10 protein-coding genes are annotated in these 14,776 nt (G+C 72.8%); 2 read left to right on the top strand and 8 right to left on the bottom strand.

Annotation, left to right across the window (positions count from 1 at the left end; genetic code table 11):
• Nucleotides 1–14 precede the first annotated feature (14 nt).
• Complete coding sequence (locus AC07AB_RS23115; RefSeq protein WP_478569851.1) at nt 15–1,151, bottom strand: DUF5925 domain-containing protein; 1,137 nt, start codon at nt 1,149–1,151, stop codon at nt 15–17.
• A gap of 145 nt (nt 1,152–1,296) precedes the next feature.
• Here AC07AB_RS23115 and AC07AB_RS23120 point away from each other — a divergent pair, with 145 nt between their 5' ends.
• Entirely contained in the window at nt 1,297–2,718 is a 1,422-nt protein-coding gene (locus tag AC07AB_RS23120) for a GH39 family glycosyl hydrolase (protein ID WP_478569853.1), read from the top strand.
• A 173-nt stretch (nt 2,719–2,891) separates the two neighbouring features.
• On the opposite strand, the gene AC07AB_RS23125 is transcribed toward AC07AB_RS23120, so the two are convergent.
• The 6 genes from AC07AB_RS23125 to AC07AB_RS23150 all read right to left on the bottom strand — a co-directional run bounded on the left by AC07AB_RS23125 (nt 2,892) and on the right by AC07AB_RS23150 (nt 11,851).
• A complete protein-coding gene (locus tag AC07AB_RS23125) occupies nt 2,892–6,962 on the bottom strand; it encodes a lipopolysaccharide biosynthesis protein (RefSeq protein WP_478569855.1) in 4,071 nt (1,356 codons plus the stop codon).
• A 127-nt stretch (nt 6,963–7,089) separates the two neighbouring features.
• Complete coding sequence (locus tag AC07AB_RS23130) at nt 7,090–7,860, bottom strand: polysaccharide deacetylase family protein (RefSeq protein WP_478570062.1); 771 nt, start codon at nt 7,858–7,860, stop codon at nt 7,090–7,092.
• 173 nt (nt 7,861–8,033) lie between these two features.
• Complete coding sequence (locus AC07AB_RS23135) at nt 8,034–9,143, bottom strand: glycosyltransferase family 2 protein (protein ID WP_478569857.1); 1,110 nt, start codon at nt 9,141–9,143, stop codon at nt 8,034–8,036.
• Nucleotides 9,140–9,955 (bottom strand): glycosyltransferase family 2 protein, encoded by an 816-nt coding sequence (locus AC07AB_RS23140; protein WP_478569859.1) that lies wholly within the window; start codon nt 9,953–9,955, stop codon nt 9,140–9,142. Before AC07AB_RS23140 ends, AC07AB_RS23135 begins: the two co-directional genes overlap by 4 nt.
• 383 nt (nt 9,956–10,338) lie before the next feature.
• A complete protein-coding gene (locus AC07AB_RS23145) occupies nt 10,339–11,433 on the bottom strand; it encodes a GNAT family N-acetyltransferase (protein ID WP_478569861.1) in 1,095 nt (364 codons plus the stop codon).
• A gap of 1 nt (nt 11,434) precedes the next feature.
• Nucleotides 11,435–11,851 (bottom strand): hypothetical protein, encoded by a 417-nt coding sequence (locus tag AC07AB_RS23150; protein ID WP_478569863.1) that lies wholly within the window; start codon nt 11,849–11,851, stop codon nt 11,435–11,437.
• Nucleotides 11,852–12,207: 356 nt separating this feature from the next.
• Between AC07AB_RS23150 and AC07AB_RS23155 the strand changes: the two genes are divergently transcribed.
• On the top strand, nt 12,208–13,014 hold the full coding sequence (locus AC07AB_RS23155; protein ID WP_478569865.1) for an SGNH/GDSL hydrolase family protein: 807 nt from the start codon (nt 12,208–12,210) through the stop codon (nt 13,012–13,014).
• Here AC07AB_RS23155 and AC07AB_RS23160 read toward each other — a convergent pair.
• Nucleotides 13,003–14,703: a serine/threonine-protein kinase gene (locus tag AC07AB_RS23160; RefSeq protein ID WP_478569867.1), complete on the bottom strand. Its 1,701-nt coding sequence runs from the start codon at nt 14,701–14,703 to the stop codon at nt 13,003–13,005. The genes AC07AB_RS23155 and AC07AB_RS23160 overlap by 12 nt on opposite strands.
• Between the last annotated feature and the right edge of the window lie 73 nt (nt 14,704–14,776).

Here is a 14,776-nt window from a genome sequence, read left to right on the forward strand (position 1 = left end):
GGATGGCGCGGCTGTCAGAGGTACAGGCCCGCGTCCGCGTTGTCGGGCTGCGCCGGGACCGAGGCCGGTCCCGTGCCGCGGCGCAGCGCGAACAGCTCCGCCAGCGTCGTGCCGTCGCGGCCGACGCCTTCCTCGTGGCCGAGCCAGGCCACCGACTCCTTGCGGGTCAGCGAGCCGACCTCGATCCGGGCCAGGCAGCGGCCCGGCCGTACGACCGCGGGGTGCAGCCGCTCCAGGTCCTCGTTGGTGGTGACGCCGACCAGGACGTTGCGGCCCTGGCCGAGCAGCCCGTCGGTGAGGTTCAGGAGCCGGGACAGCGCCTGGCCCGCGGTGTGCTTCGCCTCGCCGCGGATCAGCTCGTCGCAGTCCTCCAGGAGCAGCAGCCGCCACCGGCCCTTCGGCGTGCCCTCGTCCTCGCCGATCGCGATGTCCATCAGATAGCCGACGTCGTTGAAGAGCCGCTCCGGGTCCAGCACGCAGTCCACCTGGCACCAGTCCCGCCACGAGCGGGCCAGCGTGCGCAGCGCCGAGGTCTTGCCCGTACCGGGCGGGCCGTGCAGGAGGAGCAGCCGGCCCGCGATGTCGTCCGGGGTGACCTTCATCAGCCGGTCCATGGCGTCGGCGACCGGCGCGGTGTAGTTGGGGCGGATCTCGTCCCAGGTGCCGGCGGAGATCCGGCGGCTGGTGCGGTGCGGCCCGCGCCGCGGGGAGACGTACCAGAAGCCCATCGTGACGTGGTCGGGCTGCGGCTCCGGCTCGTCCTCCGCGCCGTCCACCGCCTGGCCCAGCACGCGCTCGGCCAGCTCGTCGGTGGTGGCCGTCACGGTGACGTCGGCGCCGCGGTTCCAGCGGGAGACCAGCAGCGTCCAGCCGTCGCCCTCGGCGAGGGTCGCGCTGCGGTCGTCGTCGCGCGCCGAACGCAGCACCTTCGCGGCGGGGGGCAGCAGCGTCGCGCCGGACCTGACGCGGTCGACGGAGTGGCTGCGGGCGTAGGGCTGCTCACCGGTCGTGAACCGGCCCAGGAACAGGGCGTCGACGACATCGGAGCAGGAATCGCTGTCGTCGACGTTCAGCCGGATGGGGAGAACGGCTTCGGCGGGGGTCGTGGGCAGGGTCTGCCTCCTGATCGCAGGGTGGTTCTCGGCGCACATGCCCCCCATGATCCGGCACGTAACGCCCCGGCGTACACAGATTTTCGGGTTCCCCCGCAGTCCAAGAGGGGCGCGCCGGGGAGTTGGCGAACTGTTCGGCCGGAAGCCCCCGGAAGCGGCGCGCCCGCCGATACCCTTGCCCTTCATGGGGCGTCATGGCGGGGGACGGGCGGGGTTACGGGCGCGGGTGAGGGCACGCTGGCGGCTCCTCACTCTGATGGGGGCCGGCGCGGTGGCCCTCGCGATCGCCATCACGATGTGCAGCGGTTGGCCGGGCGGCGGCGCCGAGCCGGCGCCCACCACCAGCACCGGGGTGTACGGCACCCCGAAGAAGCCCGGCGGCTCCTCGCCGTCCGAGCTGGGGTGGGGGTTCACCCACACCCAGTACAGCGCCGACCACGGCGGGAGCGCCGCCAGGAAGTCGGCCGACGAGCTGCTGTCCGCCGACCCCATGCCGCAGAACCAGCACATCATGGGGTGGGGCGCGGAGAACCCCGAGCCCGAGCCCGGCCGGTACGACTTCAGCGATCTCGACCGGCGCGTCGACCTGATGCGCAAGACCGGCGCGACGCCCGTACTCACCCTGTGCTGCGCGCCCGACTGGATGAAGGGCGGCTCCGAGGGCGGCACGGACTGGTCGAAGAAGTCGCTGGAGAAGGCCCCCGAGCCCGAGCACTACCAGGACTTCGCCGACCTCGTCGGGAAGATCGCCGAACGGTACCCGGACATCCGCCACTTCATCGTGTGGAACGAACTCAAGGGGTTCTACGACAACGACCGGAACCGCTGGGACTACGAGGGCTACACCAAGCTCTACAACCTCGTCTACCAGGAGCTCAAGAAGCAGAACAAGGACAACCAGGTCGGCGGCCCGTACGCGGTGATGGACAGCGACCCGCCGGGCGACGCCACCGGCGCGTCCGCGCTGAGCGGCCCCTGGGGCGTCATCGACCAGCGCTCCCTCGACGCCGTCGAGTACTGGAACCGGAACAAGGACGGCGCCGACTTCGTCGTGGTGGACGGCTCCAGCTACACCCGCGAGGACGACCGGCTGATTCCCGACGAGTTCACCGCCACCCAGAAGTTCGCCGACGTCACCAGATGGCTGCGGCAGACCACCCACCTGCCCGTCTGGTGGGCCGAGTGGTACGTGGAGCCCGCCGACGCCGACGACGACCGCAAGGGCTGGACCGAGGAGCACCGCACCGCCGTGCAGGCCGCCGCGCTGCTGCGGATGGCCCGTGCGGGCGTGGCCGCCGCCTTCTACTGGAATCCGCAGAACACCGGCGCCGACTGCCCCGGCTGCCTGTGGCGCAGTACCGAACTGGACGGCGGGGGAGGGAAGCTGCCGATGATGGACTTGCTCTCCCGCTTCGAGAAGGCGTTCCCGCCCGGCACCCGGCTGCGCCAGGTCGATGTCGCCGCCGACGACCGGCCCAATGTCCTGACCCTCGCCTCCGACAAGAACGTGCTGGTCGTCAACACCCTCGACCGCGGTATCAAGGCGTCGGTCGACGGCCGGAGTTTCGACATGGACGCTTACGAGGTGCGCTGGATGGGCCGGTAGCGCCCGGACCGGCGACGGCGGGATCGGCAGCGGCAGCGGGATCGGCGGCGCGCGCCCGCGCTCGTACGGTCCGCTCCCGCGCTCGTACGGTCGGCGTCCGCGCTCGTACGGACCACTCCCGAGCCCGTACGGTCCGCTTCCCGGTCCGTACGGGCGCGTGGCGCACCGGCCCGTCACGACATGGTCCAGAGCCGGATGACCAGCGAGACCAGCAGCGTCGCCAGCAGTGGCAGCGAGAACCAGAAAGTGCCCTGGAGCAACCGCAGTTGCCGTACGCCCGGCCGCATGGCCACGCGCGCCAGCTCGCGCGCCGAGAGCAGGACCAGCAGCGCCACGGCGGCGAGCCCGCCCACCACCGACATCGGCGTCCAGGTGATCTTCGGCCCGACCGGTCCGGGGTTCGGCTCCGGTGCCCGGCCCGCCGGGGGCCGCGCCAGTTCGTAGACTGTGGCGTCGGCGTTGGAGAGGGTCCGGTGCAGCTCGGGCCGGGCGTCCAGGGCGCGCAGCAGCCGCTGCTCCCAGGTCGGCGCGTACCCCGAGTCGAGCTGCAGGGACACCGCCTGGCTGCGGTTGATCATCAGATACCCGTTGGGGCCGGCGTCCCGCAGCGCCTCGACGAGGCCGTCCACGAGCACCGGGTCGCGTGGGGCGAGCGTCGCCCGGTAGTTCACGCGCTCCATGTCCCGGGCGCCCCACGGCATCGCGGGCGTGACGCTGTTGACCGGGTCGCTGCTCGGCCACAGCAGCTGCGCGGTCGGCTTGTCGTGGGCGTACACATAGTCCATCGCGGCGACCTCGCCGGGGCGGACCCGTTCGAACGGCTCGTTGCCCCAACGGGCCACCAGGAAGCCGAAGATGAGGACGAGCCCCGCCAGCAGGGCGGCGATCGGGCCGAGGGCGCCGCGCCCGCCGCCGGTCCGCGGGAAGATCGCGAGCGCGGCCAGGACGCAGGCGCCGGGCAGCGCGAAGAGGAAGACGCGCAGCGCGACCTCCCCGCCGTAGGACTGCATCCCGAAGGCGAGGAACGGCACGGCCGTCAGCACCAGCAGTGACACATCGCTCAGTCCGGCCTTGCGCCGCCGAAGCCAGCCGTACCCCGCGAAGGCCAGCATGCCGGCCGCGAGCGCGACCCGGGTGTACAGCACCAGCTTGTGGGTGCTGCTGCCGCCCTGGATGCGGCCGGAGACGGAGGAGTTGAGGTTGCCGCCGAGCGAGCCGAGCCCGCCGAACAGCTCGTCGAAGTGGCCGGACCAGTACGGCTCCGCGAGGAACCCCACCCACACCACCAGCATCACGCAGCACAGCAGTGGCAGTCCGCGCAGCGTCGAGCGTCGCGCCAGGACCAGTACGGTCAGCACGCCCAGCATCACGAACGGGGTCAGCTGATGGCTGGCGACCGACGCCGCGAACAGGCCGATGAGCAGCGCCAGCAGCGCCGCCCGCTCCCTGCGGCCGGTCGGCTCGACCTCGCTCTCGCCCGGCAGCCGCCTGCCGTGCAGCGGCCGCGGCCAGCGGAACCACACCAGCAGCACGGCCACGAACAGCAGATAGATCAGGTAGTTCAGGGCCTGCGGAGAGAAGTAGTCCTGGCCGACCCAGCCGCACAGCGCGAACAGCCAGGCGGCCGTCCACTTCGCCCGCCAGCCCGCCCGTACCGCCTTCAGCAGCACCATGAACGGGGCCAGGTACAGCAGTTGGACGGCCAGCGGCCACCAGCGCAGCACCCCGGAGAGGTCGTCGACGCCGCACGCCCTCGCGACGAATGCCGCGCCCGCGAAGAACCCCGGCCAGCTCCAGCGGGCGTCCAGGTCGGGCGCCGCCGTGCCGGTCCGGTCGATGAAGTCCAGGAAACCGATGTGCTGCCAGGCCGTCGCGAACCGCGGCTCGCTCTCCAGCACCGCGGGCACGGCGTGCAGCGAGACCACCGTCAGCAGCAGGATCGCCAGCAGCAGCCCGCTCCTCGGCCGCCCCAGCCAGAGCGTGGAGGCGAACGCCAGCACCAGCAGCGCGGCCCCCAGCAGCGTCGCCCCCGGCAGGACCGAGATCAGCCCGAGCCCGCCCATGTCGTCCAGCGACACATCGCCCAGCGCCCGCAACGGCAGCCAGTAGAGGCCGAGCGCGGCGGCCAGCAGGAGCCAGATCCCCAGCTCAGGCGCCCGGGGCCGGGAGAGCGCGCGGGCCGCGTCGAACGGGAGGACGCGCCGCACGGAGACAGGCGCGGCGGGCGCGGTGGGTGCGGCGGGCGCGGTGGGGGTGCCGGGCGGAGCAGACGGTGAGGGCGGTGAGGGCGGAGAGGACGGAGAGGGCGGCACGGCGGCCGGAAGGGACGCGGCGGGACGCTGCATCTTCGGCCACTTCAGCCGATCCGGCCTTTCCGACTCCTCAGCTTTCTCGGCCTTCTCCGCCTTCTCCGCCTTCTTCAGTGGCTCCGCCTGCTCCGGCCGCTCCGACTTCTCCCATCGCTCCTGCCGATCCTGCCGCTCCTGCCGATCCTGCCGCTCCGGCATCTCGGGTTTCTCCGGCACCTCGGCCGGCCGCCGCCGGGGGTTCGTCCCCAGCGGCAGCGTGGAGCGCAGGGTGTGCGCCCATCGGGGCCCGCCCTCCGGTGAAGGGAGCGCCGTCGGGCCCGGCCGGGCGCGCTCCGGCGCCGGATGAGGCTCGCCGATCCCCTCGGGGGTGTGCCGTACGTCCGGCCGTCGCTCCGGATGGTCGAAGTCCAGCCGGACCCCGAGCGGCACCGTGTCCGCGTCCAGCGCGTGGCGCAGCGCCCACCGCGTGCCGTACGCGCCGCTCTTCTCCTCGTCCGTACCGGGCCGGGGGCGGATCACGGCGCCCGCGTCCCCTTTGTCGCCGTCCACCGCCAGGTCCGCGAGGTCGCCGTCGGGCGCGGCCACCTCCGCCGTGACCTTGACGGCGGGCGCCGACGGATGCGCGGCGAGAATCCTGCGGAGCTTGACCGCCGCGATCGAGACGATCACGGCCAGGCTGGAGATCTCCGCGACGCCCGCGCCCGTCAGCCCCATCCGGGGCAGCAGCAACAGGGTGAGCCCCAGTACCAGGGCGCACAACAGCCCCTGGAGATAGGCCAGCCCGGGGGTGCGGCTCTGCGCGCGCAGCACCGCGAAGTAGACCTCCATCACCACGCGCAGCGCCGCGCCCACCGCGAACCAGCGCAGCAGCGGCGTCGCCGCCTGGGCGTACCCCGCGCCGAAGACCCTGAGGATGTACGGGGCCAGGACGAAGAGGAGCAGGCAGACCGGGAGCATGATCCGGGCCATCCGGCGCAGCGCCGCCCGGCAGTTCTCCGCCAGCCGCGCCGGGTCGTGCGCGCCCTCCACCGTCAGCGACGCCCCCATGTTGATGGCGAGCAGGTTGATGGTGCCGCCGATGGTGGTGGTGATGTAGAAGTACGCGTTGTCCGCCGAACTGACCTGCGCGGCGACGATCACCGGCACCAGATAGACCACGGCCAGCGAGAACAGCGAGCCGGTGTAGTCACCGGCCAGGAAGCGCCCCATCTCCCGGTACGGCACGGGCCGCGCCGTCTCCTTGGTGCGCTCCACATGGCGCGGCACCAGCCGCCGGAAGACCAGCCAGCCCAGCGGCAGCACCGACACCGCGATGGCGGCGACCCAGGAGACGAAGACCCCGGTCGCCGGGATGGCCGCCGAGAGCCCCACCAGCAGCGCCAGTTTCACCGCCGAGAAGACGGTGTTGCCCACCGGCACCCACATCGCGCTGCGCAGCCCGGTCAGCACCCCGTCCTGGAGGGTGAGCAGCGACCAGGCGATCACCGCGATGATGAAGCCGAAGCCGTGCAGCGGGCCGTGCAGGAACCGGTAGGACGGCCCCCACAGGTTCAGCGTCAGCAGGAAGACGGAGGCCGCGACCGCCACGACGACCGAACTTCCCGCGTACGTACGGAGGACGAGCCGCGCCGTCGCGCGCCCCGCGATCGGGATGAAGCGGGCCAGCGCCCCCGTCAGCGTCACCGCGGTCAGCCCCGCGAGGAGCTTCATCGCGGCGATGGCCGCCGAACCCTGGCCCACCGAGTCCGCCGAGTAGTAGCGGGCGGCGATCAGCCAGTAGCCCATGCCGAGGCTCGCGCTGATGCCCGTATTGAGCATCAGCGCGTACGCGTTGCGGAAGAGCGGCGAGCCGCCGCCCCGCCCCCGCAGGCGCAGTCTGCGGCCGGTCGGCCGCTCCCCCTGGCGCTCCTCGGTCCGGGTGGTCGTGTCAGACACGGGCTTCGGCTGCCTTCCTCGAAGAATGCCGCACGCTGGGGCTCCGGGCGGGCCGGAGCCGCTCGCTCGCACGGTTGGTGCGGCTCGTACGGTTCGTCAAGCTCGTACGCGTCGGCCGAGGGTGCGCTCACCCCCCGGGGAAGCAGAGCCGGGCGGCCCGGCGGGTCCTGCGGACGACGGCGTACCCCTTGGTCAGGGCGTGGTCCCGGGCGAAGTTGCGGCCCAGCGCGCGGCCCTCGACGAGCCGCTCGAACTCCCCGATGTCCGTGGAGCGGCGCACCGTCACCCGCTCCAGGGCGTACGGGCCCTGCCGCCGCGCGGCGAGGGCGTTGCCGACCGCCAGCGAGACGCCGAACCCGGCCTCCCGGACCGCCCGTCGCACCCGGCGGCTGGAGTAGCCGTACGGGTAGGCGAAGGAGGCCGGCGGCCCGTCGAGCTCCAGGGCCAGGATCTCCCGGCAGCGCTCCACCTCGAACCGCAGCCGTTCATCGGTGAGTTGGTCCAGCTGCGGATGGGTGTGGCTGTGCCCGCCGATCTCCACCCCGGCGGCCGCCAGCTCCCGCACCTGGTCCCAGCCGAGCATCAGATCCGGCGCCCCCTCACCCTCGTACGCGCCGCGCAGCCAGCCCGTGGTGGCGAACAGGGTCGCCGCGAAGCCGTGCTTGGCGAGCTGGGGGAGGGCGTGCCGGTGCACGCCCTCGTAGCCGTCGTCGAAGGTGATCAGCACGGGCTTCGGCGGCAGCGGGGCGCCGTCGCGCCATGCCCCGGCCAGCTGCCCGGCCGTGAGTGGCGTGAACCGGCGCTCGCCGAGCAGCTCCAACTGCTCGGCGAAGGCGTTCGGCGACACCGACAGTCCCTGCGCCGCGCGCGTGGGGGCGTGCGCCACCGCGTGGTACATCAGGATCGGCACCGGCCCGGTCTCTCGCACCGGACCGCTCGCTCCGGTCTCTCGCCCCGCGCCGTTCGCTCCGGTGCCTCGCCCCGCGCCGTTCGGGCCGGTGTCCCGTGCCGCGCCGTTCGGGCCGGTGCCTCTCATCCCGCCGTCCGGGCCGGTGCCTCGTATCGGGCCGTTCATGTCCGCTCGCCTCCCCGCGACCGGTGCCGCCCCTGTTCCCCGCCGGATACTCCGTCGCCCTCCGCCCCCGGCGGCGCGACCGCCGCCGGGATCACGAACCGGCCGGCGCCCCGCCGTGCCCGTACGCTGCCCAGCGCGTACCCGCCCGCGGCGGCGGCCACCCCGGCGACGATCGCCCCGGCGCGGCCCGCCCCGCCGGGGCGTGCCAGCAGTGCGTCGCGCACGCCGCGCGCGACGCCCGCCGGGAGCACCCGCGTCACATAGCGGCGTTCCGTCTCCAGCCCCGCCCGTGCCCCCACGCTGCCGGCGACCAGCGCCTTGGACAGGCCCTCGGCGTACGCGCGGGTGCGGAAGTAGCGGAACCGCTCACGGGGCGCGGGCACCCGGTGGTGGATCACCGCCCGGTCGTCGATCAGCAGGACCGCGCCCGGCATCGCGCGGGACAGCCGGATGCACAGCTCGGTCTCCTCGCAGCCCAGCGGCAGCCGGTCGCCGTCCCGCCCGATGCCGCAGGCGAACCCCCCGACCGCCTCGAACGCGGTCCGCCGGAACGAGGCGTTGCCGCCCAGGACGTTGCGCACCCGGATCCGGCCCGGCGGCAGCCCCCGGTACGTACAGCCCACGACCCAGTCGAACTCCTCGGGGAACCAGACCGGCCGGCGGCGCGACTCCCATACGGGCACGGTGCGGCCGCCCACGGCCATCACCCGCGGGTCGGCGTACGCGGCGGCGAAGCGGCGCAGCCAGTCCCGCTCGGCGACGGCGTCGTCGTCGAGGAAGGCGATGACCTCGCCGGTGGACTCGGCGACCCCGGTGTTGCGGCCCGCGGAGAGGCCCCGGGGGCCCGCGTTGGCGAGCACCCGCACCTCCCCGGGGCCGGACACGGCCCCCGCCCCGTCGTCGCCGTAGTGCTTGGCGAGCCGGCGCAGCAGCGCGGCATTGTGGTCGACCACCAGCAACGTCTCATGGGCCGGCGCCGACTGGTCGCGCACCGACGCCACGGCGGCCAGGATGTCCGCCCAGCGGTCCTCGGTGTAGACGCAGACGACCACCGAGACGGGCGGCGGGCCGGAGCCCGCCGCCCTGGGCCCGGGGGTGCGGTTCAAGACACCTCCCCGCGGCTCGCGCCCGGCGCCATGGCCGCGGGCCGACGCCTGCGCTGCCGGGCGGACCGCTCGCGCAGTATCACTCTGAGCACCCGCAGCCCGTCGTGGACCGCCCGCAGATTGCTGACGCCGTGGATGCGCTCGAACTCGTGGCTGGGCACCTCCTGGACCCGTAACCCGGCCTTGACGACCCGGATGTTCATCAGGGTCTCGATCTCGAACCCGGCGCAGTCCAGCGCGATCTCGTCCAGGCACCGCTTCCAGAAGGCGTTGTAGCCGTAGCACAGGTCGGTGTAGCGGGCGCCGAACTTGTGGTTGACCACCGAGGTCAGCACCCGGTTGCCGAGCTTGCGGATCGGCGTCATGTCGTCCGTGCCGCCCCCGTTGGCGAACCGCGAGCCCTTCGCGAAGTCCGCGCCCCCCACCAGCGCCGAGACGTAGGAGACGATCTCGCCGCCGTCCGCCGAGCCGTCGGCGTCCACCATGACGATGATCTCGCCCGTGCAGGCGGCGAATCCGGTGATCAGCGCGTCCCCCTTGCCCTTGCCGCGCTGTTCGACGACTTTGACCTCCGGCCACAGTTCACGGGCCACCCGCACCGTATCGTCCGTCGAATTCCCGTCGACCAGGACCACTTCGTGTATCCAGTCCGGGAGTGTCTTGAAGACGTAAGGAAGATTCTCCGCCTCGTTCATCGCCGGTATGACGACGCTCACCGGCGGAGCTATTGCGAAATCCGAGGTCACGGGCCTGTATTGGCCCGGAATTAATTGATCTTGGCTGGTTGCCGCAGGACGCAGAACAGAACTCATGAGTCTTTTTCCCTCTCGTCCGGTGGACCGCCCGCCCAGAGCGGTCCGTTGGTTTATCCGGTTCGAAAGGAGGGTCCTCACCCTGTGTCCGACGGCATGGATCGCCGTCCGGGCAGGACGAGTTGGCGTGTGGTGCTGGCCGCGCGGCCCGTAGCTCGGCACAACTGGCTCGGCCGGATACGGTGCCCCCCCACCGCGCCCCGCGCCGGTATTCATCGCGGCGCTTGAGCCCTCCCCCAGCGCTGCTTTGCGTGATGGACCGATGCGGGTGGATGTACGACGGTATTGACGTTTGAGACTCTAAGGCAAGACCTTGAGCGCAGACCCCTCCCTCGATGTTTTTTGCGCCGGATTTCGATGGCGCATTCGGAGCCCTTTGTTCCTCAGTCGCCCGCCCGAAAACGGCCCATTCGCTTCAGCAGCCGGTCGGCCGGATCGAAGAGTTCAGGCCGGGAGAGGACCGTATTGCGCAGCGCCCGCACCGGGGCGCGTCGCACGCGGTGCGCCAGCGCCACCGGGTGGCGGCGCGTCACCCAGCCCTCGGACACGGTCAGCTCCCGCGTCTTGAGGGAGTCCTTGTACCCCTTCTCGCCGCGCCCGAGGTCCAGATAGGCCATGCCCTGCGCGGCGGCGCCCTCGGCCATCCGCAGATGCAGCACCAGGCCGGGCGAGAACTTCGCGAACGCCGGGTCGTACGCGGGAAACCAGCAGGCCAGCACCCGCTCCGACCGCAGTCCGAAATGCGCCGCGACCGGCCGCCCGCCCGCGTAGAGGACCGACAGCAGTCCGGCGAAGGAGGGGGCCCGGGAGTGGAAGAGCTGCTCGACGAGGTGCGCGATCCACGCGTGGGCGAAGCGGTCGCTGCGCCCGGTTCTTCGGTACTGCGCGGACTTCCAGCCGATCAGCGTCGCGAGGACGTCCGGATCGCGCTCATCGTGCTCGTACCGCACCTCGCCGACGTCCCGGCCGAGCTTGCGCTCCTTCGCCAGGGTCGTGCGGGTGAACTTCCCCGCCTGCTTGCGCAACTGCGACAGATACGCCGCGTACCCCTGCTCGACGTCGATCACCGGGGAGGCGTACGAGCCGGCGGCCCCCACCTCGAACGGCTTCTGCCCCTCCACCAGGTGGTCGAACTCCCACACCGAGAGGGAGCAGGCGGAGAGCAGCTCCCGCGCGTCCCACTGGAACCCCGGCCGGTGGACCAGCCCCTGGGCGTCCGAGACGCCCAGCCCGATCGCCCGCCCCACCCCCAGCGCGGAGCGCTGGAACGGCAGGAAGGCCACCGGCTCGCCCTCGTCCCGGGCCACCGCGATCCGCACCCCGCGCCGGCAGCGGCCCACGGCGAGGGCGAACTCCGGGGCGAGGAAGGGGTTGGCGAGCTGCGGCGTGCCGTTCTCGAAGGACTGCGACTGCATGGCGGTCCACGCCGCACGGTCCCCGGCGCTCAACTCGCCGGGACGGTACACGCTGATGCTCACGTCAAGAGGTCCGACTTCTCGCCGCGCGGTCGCGGTGGTGCCGCGCGTGTGCCAGCAGGGGGAGAACGTAGAGAACGAGGCTCACGGCGGCGACGGCGGCGACCCCGCCGGTGACCGACCAGATGTGCAGCGCGAGCATGGCCTGGGCGATCAGCAGATCGATGGCGATGGCCCCGCCCGCCGCCACCACCCACTTGCTGAGCGGGTCGAGACCGCGCAGCGCGGCCGCCACGGCGCACGCGGGCGCGACGAAGAGGAAGAAGAGCGTGAACGGCGCGCGCAGCGGCGAACCGACGTCGCCGAGCGCCAGCGCGGCGCCCACCCCTCCGACGCCGACGGCCGCGCCCGCGACAGCGGGGAGCGACTCCCCGAGCGTGGATCTCCCGCCGGTGGCGTTCTTTCCAGTGATGTTCCGCATTGGCGACTTTGCCCCCCGAAGCGCCGGATGCCAGGCTTCAATGTCGCGCAATCGGCGGATGCGCGTCAAGATGTGAAGGGTGTGCAAACGGCCTCCGGTCACCGGCAGTTGACCGTTCATTCGCCCGCTCTCCGCCGGGAGTTGACGCACCGTCAGTGAGCTGCGCACGCCCGGCCGGTGCGCCGCGCGCCGGAGCGCACGCCCCCGCACCCGTCCCATCAGCGAGAAGTCACGAAAGTGACAGGAAATCACAACCTGTCGGTTACGGTCCCTTGTGTCGTTGGCATGGACACTTCCCGTGACGCATGGGTCCTGGTACACCAGATGCGGCAGAGATCCTGCTAACGGGAGGTTCCATGAAACTGTCCAGAATTGCGAGCTTCGTCTCCGCGATCGCCCTGACCACCGCGCTCGCCCTCACCGGGGCGGGCGCCGCGTATGCCGGGGAGAACCCGGCAACGCCCGCTTACACGGCGCTCGGTGACTCCTACTCGGCCGGGGTCGGAGCGGGCAGCTACGACGACGCGAGCGGTGACTGCAAGCGCAGCACCAAGGCGTACCCCGCCCTCTGGGCAGCCGAGCACACCCCTTCGAGCTTCACCTTCGCCGCTTGCTCGGGCGCTCGAACGGGTGATGTTCTCAGCGGACAGCTGGGCTCGCTCACATCCTCCACCGGACTCGTCAGCATCAGCATCGGCGGCAACGACGCCGGGTTCGCCGACACCATGTCCACCTGCGTGCTCAAGGGCGAGGCCGCCTGCCTGAGCGGGGTGGCCAAGGCCCGTGCGTACATCGACAAGACCCTGCCCGCCCAGCTCGACAAGGTCTACTCCGCGATCACCTCGAAGGCGCCCTCCGCGCACGTCGTCGTGGTCGGCTACCCGCGGTTCTACAAGCTCGGCGGCGGCTGTTCGGTGGGCCTCAGCGAGAAGTCCCGCACCGCGATCAACGGCGCCGCCGACGAGATCAACACCGTCACCGCCAAGCGCGCCGCCGACCACGGCTTCACCTTCGGCGACATCAGCTCACCGTTCAGCGGGCACGAGATCTGCTCCTCGAACGCCTGGCTGCACAGCGTGACGCTGCCCGTCGACGAGTCCTACCACCCCACCGCGGCGGGCCAGGCCGACGGCTACCTTCCCGCCTTCTCGTCAGCGGCCTGACCCGCCGCCCCCTGATCCGCCGTCCGATCCGCCACCGCCCGACGCCTTCGTCGGGCCGTCGCTGACGCTCGGGCCGCCACCGGCGGTCGAGCCGGCGGAACCGGCGGACGTCGTGGAGGAGGCCCCGCCCGTCGGGGTCTCCTCGCACGACACACTGAAGGGGACCCGGCGCGAGGTCGCCCGGGCCGGGCTCCTGACCTCCAGCGCGATCCAGTCGTCGTCCGTGGCCCCCGAGTGGTAGTTCAGCTCCGTGTGCCCGACCGTCCGGGATTTCGCGCCGTCGATCCGTACGGACTTCCAGCCGCCGTCGGTGACCTTCCCGCTTCCGGTGATCCACCGGTACGAGACCCGCGCCGGGGTGCTGTTCACGGTGAGCGTCGCCACGAAGTACGGGGCCTCGGCAGCCCGCGGCGGACACGCGCCCGTGTACTGATCGCGCGCCGCCGCCACCGTGACCGCCACGGAACCGGACTTCGCGCCCCCGCCCTTACCGCCGGAGCCCGCGCCTGACTCCGAGCCGCCGGACGTAGCGCCCTTGCCGCCGGACGCCCCGCCGCTCGACGCCGACCCGCCGCCGGTACCGCCGTCCGACCCGCCGCCGGAGCCGTCGCCGGCCAGCAGCGCCCAGGTGATGCCGCCCGCCACCAGCACGGCCGCCAACGCGCCCACCGCCACCGCGGTCCGGCGCGGCCTGCGCCCCGCCGCGGGCGGCTGCCCCTCGCCGCCCGGCACGCCCTGGGCGGCCCCACCGCCCGTACCCCCGGCGGGCGTCGGGGGCGGGGCCGCGGGGGCGACCTGGGTCGCCGCGACCGTCGGGGGCGGAGCCGCCCTCGGCGTTCCCCCGGCCGCCACCGTGCGCAGCATCGGCTCCGTCGTGGCGGCGTCCGCCCGCAGCGCGGGGTCCTTGCGCAGCAGCCCGTCCAGTACGGGGGTGAGCGGGCCGGCGCGGCGCGGCGGCGGCAGTCCCTCGTCGACCACGGCCCGCATCGTGGAGAGCGGTGTCTCGCGGCGGAACGGGGACTGCCCCTCCACGGCCGCGTACAGCGTGACGCCGAGCGACCACAGGTCCGAGGCGGGGCCGGGCCGCTGGCCCAGTACCCGCTCGGGGGCCAGGAACTCCGGGGAGCCGACCAGTTCCCCGGTCATGGTCAGCGCGGTGCTGCCCTCGACCATCGCGATGCCGAAATCGGTGAGGACCACCCGCCCGTCGTTGGCGAGCAGCACATTGCCGGGCTTCACGTCCCGGTGCAGGACCCCCGCGGTGTGCGCCGCCCGCAGCGCGGCCAGCACCTCCGCGCCGATGCGGGCCGCCCGCGCGGGGGAGAGGGTCCGCTCCGCGTCCAGCACCTCGGCCAGCGACAGCCCGCGTATCAGCTCCATTACGATCCACGGGCGGCCGTCCTCGGAGACCACGTCGTGGACGGTGACGACATTGGGGTGCGAGACGGCGCCCGCCGCCCGGCCCTCGCGGTCCAGGCGCGCGTACAGCTGCCGCACCTCGCGGTCGAGCAGCCCGGAGGGCGCGCGCACTTCCTTGACGGCCACCTCGCGGCCCAGCACCTCGTCCCGCGCGCGCCAGACCACGCCCATGCCGCCGCGGCCGAGCTCGCCCAGGAGCCGGTAGCGGCCCGCGAGTACGCGGGTGGGCCGCCCGCCTCCGCCGTGCTCATCCGAAGGAATTCCGCTCATCGACGAGCCCCTCCCGCGAGAGAGCGATCCACAGCCGTGTTCTCTCCGGGGGAGGATCCCCCCGCCCCGGTGA

Source organism: Streptomyces sp. NPDC044033 (assembly GCF_056434425.1).